Here is an 11,945-nt window from a genome sequence, read left to right on the forward strand (position 1 = left end):
ATAGAGAATTAAAAGGGTAAAATAAAATTGACCCCTAACACCAGGACTTTAAAGGGTCAATCATATTATGGCCAAGGTGGGTAAATTCTGTTTGGCCAAAAGGGTCAAAGTAGAGTGGCTTTTCCAGAAGCCAAACGATGCAAAATTTAGGTTTCGCAAAAAAAATTGCATCATCACACGGGTAATGATGTGGTAACTGAACTTTTGCGTCATTTGTCTATATTATGGTTTTCTTTGGCTTTTTGCCGAAAGAAAAATATAGCGTAACGAACGCTGTTCCAGTACATTCGCTACGCTTTTCTCAAATTTACTATTTCGCTATGTGTTTATTTTATATTAGACGAATACCGGTCAACGAGTTCTTTCATGCGCCGGCTTATCTCCTGCGACTGCTTGTAAAGCTCTTCTTTATACTTTTTGCTTGAAGAGCCGTTATCAGTGTTGATGTTAAGGTCAAGCAGCCGTGCATCAATCTCTTCAAGCATTTTGCGGTATTCATCCAATGCAAACCTAAGTTCGGACTCTTTCTGCCCCAATACATTGTCGGCGCCGTCGATGTCATTGAAGTTCAGGCCTTGCAGTCCGGCAGCATAACCTGACAGGTCTGACTTTAGAGACTGCTCGAAAATCTTGGCATTGTATTCAAAATTATTTTCTATGTTGTACCATCCGTTGTGAACCGTCATTTTCAGGGTAAGGCCCGGCACTAAATTGAAGTCTATCCACGCAGAGCACAACTTGTCGCCGGGAAACAAAGCTCTTATCCGCCCCGACTTAATCCGGTCAATATCAGTCTCGAACCTGAATTTTTTGTTTATTACAGGCACGCACGCCACCAAGTGGTCGTCACTTATCTGATCTTGTTTATCGGCTATATATATATTGTAGCATGAATCGGCTATCGCTTCATCGACTGTACCCTCTAAGACAAACCGCTTGTCAAGCACTTCGGGCACAGTCATACGTCCCATTATGACCGACATGTCATCCTTGATAAGATCGGGCCGTATCGACGTCACGCGGTATATTTTACCCTCGCGCATGGCGTTGCCGCTATCGAGGACAAGGGTATAGTTGTCGCGCAGACGCGGGTTTTCTTGATTTTTCACGTTTAGTATCCACATCTCCTGCGAGTTGTCGGTACGAGGCGTTATAGATCCGCTGCCGGTTGTTATTTTAAAGTTCTGCATTTCACCGGGTTGTATGTGCACGTATTGATATCCGCACTCCTTGTCGTCTTCAAAGCACCGTATTACATGCAGGAGCGCGTCTTCGTTCTCACCGCATTTGACCGGTATTATATCCGTTTTTTCTTCAAGCACACCCGTATCGGGATTAATACGCGTATGCTGCGAGGCCGCAAACATGTCGCCGCATTTTTTAGAAAGGCGCTCTAACGCTGACTCAAGCGATTTAGGCTGTCTGACGGGAGCCTCGGAAGCCCCGTTTGCCGATAAGACGGCTGTACCGAGCATAAGCAGTCCGATAATCAGTTTATTCATATCAAAAAATGGATTTATGGTTTAATATCATATTTTACTTTCGGCTATTGACTGTTCGGCTATTTCAATCTCAAGGCGTATACGGCTTAAATAGGCCATAAGGGCCTGTCGCTTCATCAAAGACAGCTCCTCATAAGTGTACTCCAGATTTTCAGGACGAGTAACGGGTATATCGGTCTCCGCAAGGATTCTCGGCATGGCAGGGCCGCCTTCACCGCTACCCATGGGCATGGGGCCCTCCACGGACGGGCGCTCCACAACCTGCGCCACCACTTGCGGCTCTACGGCAGGATCATGTACCACGGCAGGATCCGTCACGGCCGCTTGCGCCGCCTTCTCCACAGCCGGCTTGACCGCCGGGGTGATGACCTCGGCTACAAGCACATCCTCAGCCGGGGCGTCGGCAGCCTCATCCCGCACAGGAGTGTCGGCCACAACCTCGGCCACACAAGGGCTCTCCGCGACATCCTCGGCACTCTGCTCCGAACGCATAAGCGACACGACAACCACTCCGGCCACACATGCCGCGGCAAGCCACGGGGCAAGCCTGAACCGACGCGGCTCCTGCAACGCACGGGCCCTCTTCATGATTTCAGGACGCAGTACGTCCGACGCACGAAACTCGCACCTCGGGCTTAGCATACGCTCTACTTCATCCATGTCATAACGGTCATCTTTCATGTTCGATATATCTTTATAGGGAGTTTTTAACCTTTCAACCGTTCCTGAATATGTTTTATCGCATATCGGTAACGCGACTTGGCTGTAGCTTCAGGTATCTCCAGCAGTTCGGAAATAAGCCTGAAGGTCAATCCGTCATAACACTTCAGCCTCACGATCTCAGACTGCTCCGGCGGCAGGCCGTCAAGTAAAAGTCTGATACGGCGGTATTCTTCGTAAATAGGCCGGTCAGCCTCACATGCCGGTATATCCTCAATCTCGTCAATCGACACCATCGTGTTACGGCGCTGCCTGTGGTAGTCGGCGCATGCGTTGCCGATACTCCTTAGGATGTAGCGGTCGAGGTCTTGAATCGGCCTGCCCTCGCGTATCATACGGAACGCCGCCACAAACACATCCTGTATCAGGTCTTCGGCATCCTCACGCCGCCCTATGCGCATAAAAGCAAACCTGAACAGCCAATCCTGCCGTTGCACGACAAGACTTTCCAATTGCTTTATATGGCGTTGGGCAATAGTATCCATTGCTGTCTGAATCCGTCGGTTTTATTATCCTTTCTATGAAATAGACGGAATTCTACAAAAATAGATTTAAATATGTCATCTTTTTTCAAGACGCCCCCAAAATACATCAATCACCGCAGCATGATATTTATCATAGGTTAGCACCACACTACTTTTCTGCCGTATATGTTACAAAACCCAACTGGAACAATGTCTCAGGCCTGTCATATTCTTGTTTTAAAGCTCCATAATTGTTTTCCAGCCAGTTATAATCGTCAAGTACACGTTTGTTCTCAGGATTGCGCAGATAAAGTATTTTAGTATCTTCGTATATGAATGAAAAATATGTATGAAACAGCGCGTCTTTTTCTTCCAAAGTCATCTGCGAGGTATCAAGTCCTTTTTTCTCAAGCGCCACGTTACGGAATCCGTTCTCTATAAGCATTGAATAGATCTCTTTACCGCTATGTCGATAGCCCGACAGTTCCTCTCTCGCGCATATTCTTATCATACGGTTAAAACCGCCCATCGGATCAGGATGCACAAAAGTCAGTGTATCATCGATGTCTCGTATAAACAGTTTACCGCCTTTAGAAAGAAGAGGTTTTATACGTTTGAGAAGTTTAGACGGATTCTCCATATGCAGCAACAGCATCGATATATGTATGATGTCAAACTTATCTATATCATGTTTTTCACGTATTTCAGCAAGATCGTATCCGAAATCGGCATCCTCACCATTTAAAAGATAAAATGATGCTTTTTCATTTTCAAAATTGGATTTAGCACTTTCTATAGCGTCGGCATTTATATCGATTCCTATTATTTTTCTCACTTCGGGCCGTTTGCCAAACCGGTCCATAGTAAGGTTACCTTCGTTACAGCCTATATCGAGTACCGAAAGCCCCTTACGCCCGCTCAATATTCGGTCATACACGTCGGAGTCAAATTTTTTCAGTATATGCAACTGTGTGTTCAAACGCTCACATTCATGGTCATCATTTATATCAAAGTAATCGTTTTTATAACGGACGTCACCGGGAACGTTGCCATAGGACACCGGGCATTCTCCACGCCCAAGCCGGGTGAGTAGCTCGGCAAGAAGGTTTATAGCTCCGTCAGGTAGCATTTTGTCTATCAGAAATTTCTTCTGCAATCTTCCAAGATGGTACAGAAGCTCATCGTCTTCGTATTCGATATTGGTTATATTTACCGACATCATATCAAGTAAACCCTTCTTGAACAGATTGCTCGCCAAATATACCTCATTTAGAATGTCACCTCGAGGATGAGTAGCGACATTCTCATCAACCACAAGTAAAAAAACCTTGCAACCTCTGATAGCCTTAGGTATTTCAGATGCATGATTGGATATAACGTCACGCTTACCATACCAGCATTTAATGTCGTAACTTTCAAGAAGTTTACATAATTGTTCTACAAAAGCCTGCGATTCTGTCTGGTAGCTTATAAAAACTTCATGGCTCATTTACAAATATATTTATGATTGGACTGATAAAGATAGTTTATAATCATTACATCACCAAATAAATCATTATGTACAGTGACCGAAACACCGGCCATAACGTCCTCTATTAGCCTAATTAGACCAATTAGCCTAATTGCCCCTCCCTTGTAAGTGTTAAAAATGCCCTTTACACCCGATTGTGCATAAATCGGGTCCTCGCGCATATTATCTTTGTGGTTGAAAACACACCCATAAATCCCGCCGTGCTATGAAATTTGACCAAGAATGGAGCGAGGCCATCTCACACCTCGACGCCCGCAGTCAGGCCCGTCTCACCGAGGCCATCCGCCACTATCAGAATACCGACACCATGCCCGTCGACCTCGACCCCGCCTCTATGATGGGCTTTCTCTTCGCCAAGTCCGTCATCGACCGCCGCAAGCGGGTCAACGCCCGGGCCCGCGAACGCCGCCGTCAGAAAGCCCTCTCGACCTCTATTAGACCTATAGGACCAATTAGACCAATTAGTCCTATAAAACCCACAGAATCTACCAAGCCCGCTACTCCTGCACCCTCGTCCCCCGTCACCGCCGACTACTACAAGGCCTTGCCGGGTTACCGCCGCAGCCACTCGCTCAGCTATCCGGGGCAGGAGGTGTGCAACGACTGGGACATGATCGAGGCTTGGCGTCCGCTCATGCTCCGCGACACCTCTTTCCTTCAGGGTCTGGCCGACTACCACCATGTGGGTGTCGACTTCATCACCGGCCACATCCCCACTTACGACACGTACCTGCTCAACAACAGGCGCGTTGCCGTCGACTGCCTCGAAGACTACCGTCTCGAGTTTGAGCGCTACATGATGTCGTCGATGCTGATGATGGGGCGCAGAAGCCGACGCTTCCGGCGCATGGAGTATTAAGAGTGACTTCAAACACACTCAAATCATTTTGCCACACAAATCCTTGCACAAAGCTACAAATTGTGTGCAACAATCACATTTTTAGGGCAAAATGAAAACCTGTTTAGGAAAAGTTTGTTTATCTTTGCGAAAATTGAACCGGATAAATTATCAACTGTATGGATCATATAAAGCAAGTAGCCAAACGCCTGAAAGGATTGCGCGATGCAATAAACCTGTCAATTGAAGATATGGCGGAACAATGCGGCATTGACACCGCTACTTTGGCCGCTTACGAAAGCGGCACAACCGACATACCGGTAAGCTTTCTACACAAACTTGCAAATACCTGCGACGTCGAACTTACCGCCCTCCTTTTCGGCGAAGAACCCAAGATGAGTTCCTATTACGTGACCCGTGCCGGAAAAGGGGTGAAAGTAGAGCGCACCAAAGCCTATAGCTATCAGGACTTGGCGGCAGGCTTCAGGCACCGTATCATGGCTCCATTCATCGTCACTGTCGAACCGACGGCTGATGACAAGCCTCAGACTTTAAACTCACATCAGGGACAGGAGTTCAACTATGTCCTTGAGGGAGAACTTGAAATATCCATTGCCGGAAAGGTGTTCATACTGCATCCCGGTGACAGCGTGATGTTTGACGCCCGCCGTGAACACGGCCTTAAAGCCTTAGGCGACAAAGCGGTCAAACTCATAGCCATCATATCATAACCGAAACAATATCTACAGTCTTATTATGCTTGAGAAATTTCTTGACAAGACTTCATTCGAGTCCTACGATGACTTTATGCGTAATTTTCACGTCAATGTTCCCGAAAATTTCAACTTCGGTTACGACGTAGTCGACGAATGGGCGGCTAAGGAACCCGATAAACCGGCGCTCCTGTGGACCAACGACAAAGGCGCGAAAATTCAGTTTACATTTGCCGACATCAAGCGCGAGAGCGACAAGACGGCTTCGTTTCTGCAATCTATCGGTATCGGCCGCGGCGACATGGTGATGCTCATTCTGAAGCGGCACTATCAGTTCTGGTTCGCTATCATAGCCCTGCACAAACTCGGTGCCACTGTCATACCGGCCACCCACCTGCTCACCGACAAAGACATCATATACCGCTGCAAGATGGCCGGCATAAAGGCCATAATATCGACGGGCGACAAAGTGGTAATAGATCATATAGAGAAAGCGCGGCCCAAGTGTCCGACACTGAAGGCGCTCGTATCTACCGGCCCCATAATACCCGAAGGATGGTACGACTTCAACAAGTCGATTGACGAAGCTCCCGAATTCAAGCGCCCCGTGAACCCCAATACAAACGACGACGTATCGCTGCTATACTTCACATCGGGCACGACAGGCGAGCCCAAGATGGTGGCCCACGACTTCACATATCCTCTCGGACATATAATCACCGCGAGTTACTGGCATAACCTTAACGAGAAGAGTCTGCATCTGACCCTTGCCGATACCGGATGGGGAAAAGCCGTGTGGGGAAAACTTTACGGCCAGTGGATAGCCGGCGCCAACGTGTTTGTCTACGACTTCGAGAAGTTTGAACCGGTCGACGTGCTCCATATGATACACAACTACGGCATAACCTCATTCTGCGCTCCTCCCACGGTTTTCCGTTTTCTGATACGCGAGGATCTGTCCAAATTTGACCTCTCCACGCTGAAATACTGCACTATAGCCGGTGAAGCGCTGAACCCCAAGGTATATGAGGAGTGGCTGAAGCTGACAGGCATAAAACTTATGGAGGGCTTCGGACAGACCGAGACCACGCTCACCATAGCCACCTACCCGTGGCTCGAACCGAAACCCGGCTCGATGGGTAAGAAAGGACCGGTCTACGATATAGACCTTATAGCTCCCGACGGACGGCCCGTGGAGGACGGCGAACAGGGCGAGATCATAGTGCGCACTCACGGCAAGAAGCCATTAGGTCTCTTCAAAGAGTATCTTCATGATCCGGAACTTACTCACGCCGCATATCATGATGACATATATCACACGGGCGATGTCGCATGGCGCGACGAAGACGGTTACTTCTGGTTTGTGGGACGCACCGACGACGTTATTAAGTCATCGGGCTACCGCATAGGTCCGTTTGAAGTCGAAAGCGCCCTGATGACCCATCCAGCCGTTGTGGAATGTGCCATAACGGGTGTCCCCGACGAAATACGCGGTCAGGTCGTAAAGGCTACGATAGTGCTCGCAAAAGAATATATAAAGCGTGCCGAAGATGCCGGAGAGGAACTTATAAAAGACATCCAGAATCATGTAAAGCAGGTGACCGCCCCATACAAGTATCCGCGCATAGTCGAGTTTGTAAAGGAGTTGCCCAAGACTATAAGCGGAAAGATACGCCGAGTAGCCATACGCGACAACAAAAAATGACAATATCTGTTGTGTAATGTATATGGGGCACTCTGCATATAAACTGATAGCCGTAAAAATAGGGTCAAACGTGCTTACAAGGCGCGACGGCACTCTCGACATAACACGTATGTCGGCGCTTGTGGACCAAGTGGCCGAACTGCATCGCCGAGGCACGGGGGTCATACTCGTGTCATCGGGAGCCGTGGCCTCGGGTAGAAGCGAATTAAAGCTGTCGCAACAACTTGACACCGTGTCGGCGCGTCAGTTGTACTCGGCCGTGGGACAAGCCAAGCTCATCAACCGCTATTACGAACTGTTCCGCGACCACGGCATAGCATGCGGGCAAGTGCTCACGACAAAAGAGAACTTCTCCACACGCCGCCACTACCTCAATCAGAAACACTGTATGGAGGTCATGCTCGAGAACGGAGTGATACCGGTAGTCAACGAAAACGACACTGTGTCGCTTACCGAACTTATGTTTACCGACAACGACGAGCTTTCGGGACTCATAGCCTCGATGATGGATGTTCAGGCGCTGGTCATACTTAGCAACATCGACGGTGTGTATGACGGCGACCCGTCACTGCCCGGATCAAGCCTCATAGCCGACATAAGGCAGGTAGAGGACGCCGCGGCATACATAACGGAGAGCCGGTCGTCGCTCGGACGAGGCGGCATGGCTACAAAATACCGCATTGCCACCAAGGTGGCATCGGAAGGCATAGCCGTCATTATAGCCAACGGCAAGCGCGACAACATACTGCTCGACCTGATGGACGAGGACGCGCAGGTGCCCCGCACTCTGTTTCACCCGTCACAGGAGAGCGCATCGGGCGTGAAGAAGTGGATAGCCCATAGCGAAGGCTTCTCAAAAGGAGTCATACATGTCAATGCGGGTGCGGCCGAGGCCATCACGGCGCCGGCCCGAGCCAGTCTGCTGCCTGTCGGCGTAACACGGGTGGAAGGGTCATTTGATGACGGCGACATTGTAAGAGTCGTAAATCCCGAAGGCAACGTGATAGCTTGGGGACGCATAGGCTACGACAGCGCCACGGCGCTGGCTACTGTAGGCAAACGCGACGAAAAACCGTTTATACACAGCGACTACCTTTACATCGATTGATTCTAAAACCTCAATAACCGTTTATTTATGAAAAGATTCACTGTTTTACTGTTTACATTGGCCATTATCGCGGGTGCGGCGGCCGCTACCGAGAAACTTACCGGCGTCAACAACATCAAGTTCGGATGGAAGCTCGACCGCTGTATTGAAGCCATAGGCGACGTACCGCGCAAGCTGACCACCACCGATGGCGACGATACCAAGTTCTCCTATTCGCCGGCCATGTGGGGACGCATAGAGTGGTCGGGTAGCGTGCTTGATTTCTATAAGGACAAACTGTTTCAGGTCGGTTTCTATAAAAAATCATCAACCGATGACCGTACGGCATTCGAACAGTCCAAAGTCATACTGTCGGCCGCCTACGGGAAATCGGCCAAACTGAAAGGACAAACCGAAAGCTACATGTGGCGCGCGTCAAACGGAAACATAGCCATACTGCAGTATGCCCCGGAGACTGATGAAGAGGGCAAGAAAAAGTATGTGACATACTTGTTTTTCGTAGACAACAAGGAGGTTGTGAAGAAAGCCAAAAAGGCTGAAAACGAACTCCGCGATATAATGACCGGAAAATAACCGCCATGCAACCGCTGACTCCGACATTTAAGGCCGCGCGCAAGGCCTCTCGCTCACTCGCTGCAAAGCGTGCTGACGACATAGACGCCATGTTGCTTGTCATGGCAGATACAACAACAAAAGCTATCCCGAAGATACTTGAAGCCAACGCGCGCGACATGGCACGTATGGCACCCGACGATCCGAAACGCGACCGCCTGTTGCTCACCGAAGAACGCATAAAGGCCATAGCCGACGATATGCGCTCCGTGGCGTCGCTGCCTTCGCCGCTCGGACGTACGCTAAGCTCCGTGACACGCCCCAACGGTATGAAGATTGACAAGGTCACGGTGCCGTTTGGCGTCATAGGCATCATATATGAGGCCCGACCCAATGTCACGTTCGATGTATTCGCGCTATGCGTAAAAGCCGGAAGCGCATGTCTGCTCAAAGGCGGAAGCGACGCCAAGGATACCAACGAGACGGTAGTGGCTATAATGCGCCGCACACTGCGCGACAACGGCTGGGACGAAAACTGCGTGACACTGCTGCCGGCATCGCACGATGCCACCGCACAACTGCTAGGAGCGGTAGGAGAAGTGGATCTGATAATACCACGCGGCTCAAAACGGCTCATAGAGTATGTGCGCGACAATTCTCGGGTACCGGTCATAGAGACGGGTGCCGGTGTGTGCCATACTTACATACACTCGTCGGCTGATAATGCTGTTGCGCGCGAAGTCATATTCAATGCCAAGACCCGTAGAGTCAGCGTATGCAACGCGCTTGACACGGTTGTGGTCGACGCATCGCGCCTCGATGACCTGCCGACAATACTGGAGCCGATGGCATCCAAAAACGTAGATATATATGCCGATGAACGCGCCTACACTGCGCTTGACGGAAAATACCCCCGTCTGTATCGTGCCGCATACGATGACTTCGGCAGAGAGTGGCAGGACTACAAGATGTCGGTGGCTACCGTCGACGGACTGGCAGAAGCCATAGAATTTGTCGACACGCATACGTCGCGCCACAGCGAATGTATAATAGCCGAAGATCCGGAAGCACAGCAGACATTTCTGCGGGAAATAGACGCAGCATGCGTATATGTCAACGTATCGACGGCTTTTACCGACGGCGGACAATTCGGCTTCGGAGCGGAGATAGGCATATCTACACAGAAACTCCATGCCCGAGGCCCCATGGCACTGTCTGAAATAACGACTTACAAATACCTTATAACCGGACACGGACAGACCCGCTGCTAACGTAGCACCTCCGGCGGCATGTCGGGAGTATGGGTCGACAGTATTCGCCATGACTGCGGATACAGATTGTTGGCCCGCCGTCCGAGATTCTTCACGAATCCGAGCGGACGTTTCCTGTACGTAAGCAATACATATCCTTGAGGGGCATCAACAAGCGTAACGGCCTCGCGGCGCAGATAAGAGACAGCCGTGCCGTAATCGACCTCATACGAGGGAAACGCATCGTCGGCAAGAGCGCACGACATGGCAAGAGACTGGGCGGGGATAACATCCCTGCCCTTTATTGTAGCCACTTCAATACCTTTCAGCCGCAAGTCAAGCACTTTCGCCAAGCGTGCGTACATCCTGCGGTCAGGTATTGCAAGCACTGTATCATCTTCCACCGCCCACGCGTACTCATCGGGTCTGCCAAGATACTTACGGCAGGATGCAATAGCCGGCAACATCTTCTCCTGACGCTTCTTCTCCGGCTTCTCACCGCGCACAGGACACTCACCCGGTTTACGGAGCACGGCCACAGTAAGCCCCTCGCCACGCACCCTCCCGGGCAGGAAGTGCATGCACCCTTCCCTCCGGAGAATATTCCATTCATCCGGTACCGGCAGCTCAACCGGCTCGGCACCGTATTCATCCATTATATAACGTACGATATCCTCATTCTCTGCGCGGTTGAAAGTGCATGTGGAGTATATCATGCATCCGCCTGAACGCAGCGCGGGCCACAGATTGTCCACAATCTCACGCTGCCGCAAAGCGCACTCGGCGACAAGAGCGGGAGTCCACTGCGCCACAGCCTCGGGGTCTTTACGGAACATACCTTCGCCGGAGCACGGTACATCGGCCGCCACTATATCAAACTCTTCCTTGAGCTTGCGGAACGCGCGTGTATCGCCACATGACACATACACCCGGTCATATCCCCACTTGACGATATTCTCGCGCAACACCTCCGCACGCGCCCTCACATACTCGTTGGCAACCACAACAGAACCGTCAGGAAGCGCATCGATAGCAGCAGTGGTCTTGCCACCGGGAGCGGCACATGCGTCAAGATAGCTCTTAGGAAGGCCGTCAGACGCCATCAGACGCACGATATAGTCGTATATCATGGAAGATGCATCCTGTACGTAATAAAGCCCCTGATGAAGCGCAGGATCGAACGTGAAGGGCACCCGCGCGTCAAGATAGAAGCCAGAAGGACACCACGGCACACGCGCAGCACCTTCCGGCACACCAACGCGCTTACGAAGATTACACCTCACGCTCACAGAGGGCGCCTCACGCAGCCCATCGGCCAACCCCTCAAACTCACACTGAAACCCTTCAGGCAGCTCCATAATACAATATTTAAAGATTAATATCGTCAGACAATAACATACAAAGATAGCAGTTAGCAATGAGGTGTGAAAGGTAGGGGGTATAAAAAAAGGGTGCAAGCGTTGTGCTTGCACCCTGAAGGGGGCGGTTACCTACTCTCCCACTTTCGCAGTACCATCGGCGTGATGAGGTTTAACTTCTCTGTTCGGAATGGGAAGAGGTGG

At 50.4% G+C, this 11,945-nt stretch carries 11 protein-coding genes and 1 rRNA gene; 6 read left to right on the forward strand and 6 right to left on the reverse strand.

The window, feature by feature from the left end; all coding sequences use genetic code 11:
* Positions 1 to 326: 326 nt before the first annotated feature.
* The 4 genes from FW767_RS12325 to FW767_RS12340 form a co-directional block, all read right to left on the reverse strand.
* Complete coding sequence (locus FW767_RS12325; RefSeq protein ID WP_121699759.1) at positions 327 to 1,502, reverse strand: hypothetical protein; 1,176 nt, start codon at positions 1,500 to 1,502, stop codon at positions 327 to 329.
* Between the two features lie 27 nt (positions 1,503 to 1,529).
* Positions 1,530 to 2,183: a hypothetical protein gene (locus tag FW767_RS12330; protein WP_121699760.1), complete on the reverse strand. Its 654-nt coding sequence runs from the start codon at positions 2,181 to 2,183 to the stop codon at positions 1,530 to 1,532.
* A 26-nt stretch (positions 2,184 to 2,209) separates the two neighbouring features.
* Entirely contained in the window at positions 2,210 to 2,707 is a 498-nt protein-coding gene (locus FW767_RS12335) for an RNA polymerase sigma factor (protein WP_121699761.1), read from the reverse strand.
* Positions 2,708 to 2,855: 148 nt separating this feature from the next.
* A complete protein-coding gene (locus FW767_RS12340) occupies positions 2,856 to 4,175 on the reverse strand; it encodes a methyltransferase domain-containing protein (protein ID WP_121699762.1) in 1,320 nt (439 codons plus the stop codon).
* A gap of 247 nt (positions 4,176 to 4,422) precedes the next feature.
* Here FW767_RS12340 and FW767_RS13215 point away from each other — a divergent pair, with 247 nt between their 5' ends.
* From FW767_RS13215 to FW767_RS12370, 6 genes are all read left to right on the forward strand, one after another.
* Positions 4,423 to 5,076, forward strand: coding sequence for a DUF6291 domain-containing protein (locus FW767_RS13215; RefSeq protein WP_205523918.1), 654 nt, complete (start codon positions 4,423 to 4,425; stop codon positions 5,074 to 5,076).
* Positions 5,077 to 5,234: 158 nt separating this feature from the next.
* The gene (locus FW767_RS12350) at positions 5,235 to 5,786 is read left to right on the forward strand and encodes a helix-turn-helix domain-containing protein (RefSeq protein ID WP_121700376.1); all 552 of its coding nucleotides are present in this window, start codon (positions 5,235 to 5,237) and stop codon (positions 5,784 to 5,786) included.
* Between the two features lie 25 nt (positions 5,787 to 5,811).
* Positions 5,812 to 7,473 carry an AMP-binding protein gene (locus FW767_RS12355; RefSeq protein WP_121700377.1) on the forward strand — a complete coding sequence of 554 codons (1,662 nt, stop codon included), beginning with the start codon at positions 5,812 to 5,814 and terminating at the stop codon, positions 7,471 to 7,473.
* Between the two features lie 22 nt (positions 7,474 to 7,495).
* A complete protein-coding gene (gene proB / locus FW767_RS12360; protein ID WP_121700381.1) occupies positions 7,496 to 8,581 on the forward strand; it encodes a glutamate 5-kinase in 1,086 nt (361 codons plus the stop codon).
* 27 nt (positions 8,582 to 8,608) lie between these two features.
* Positions 8,609 to 9,154: a hypothetical protein gene (locus FW767_RS12365; protein ID WP_147438828.1), complete on the forward strand. Its 546-nt coding sequence runs from the start codon at positions 8,609 to 8,611 to the stop codon at positions 9,152 to 9,154.
* Between the two features lie 5 nt (positions 9,155 to 9,159).
* Entirely contained in the window at positions 9,160 to 10,404 is a 1,245-nt protein-coding gene (locus FW767_RS12370) for a glutamate-5-semialdehyde dehydrogenase (protein WP_121700379.1), read from the forward strand.
* Here FW767_RS12370 and FW767_RS12375 read toward each other — a convergent pair.
* Both FW767_RS12375 and rrf read right to left on the reverse strand, forming a co-directional pair.
* The gene (locus FW767_RS12375) at positions 10,401 to 11,741 is read right to left on the reverse strand and encodes a methyltransferase RsmF C-terminal domain-like protein (RefSeq protein WP_121700380.1); all 1,341 of its coding nucleotides are present in this window, start codon (positions 11,739 to 11,741) and stop codon (positions 10,401 to 10,403) included. The genes FW767_RS12370 and FW767_RS12375 overlap by 4 nt on opposite strands.
* Before the next feature lie 119 nt (positions 11,742 to 11,860).
* Positions 11,861 to 11,945, reverse strand: a 5S ribosomal RNA gene (rrf, locus tag FW767_RS12380); the annotation flags it as partial.

Origin of the sequence: Heminiphilus faecis, assembly GCF_008728965.1 — a bacterium.
In the GTDB taxonomy this organism is placed as follows: domain Bacteria; phylum Bacteroidota; class Bacteroidia; order Bacteroidales; family Muribaculaceae; genus Muribaculum; species Muribaculum faecis.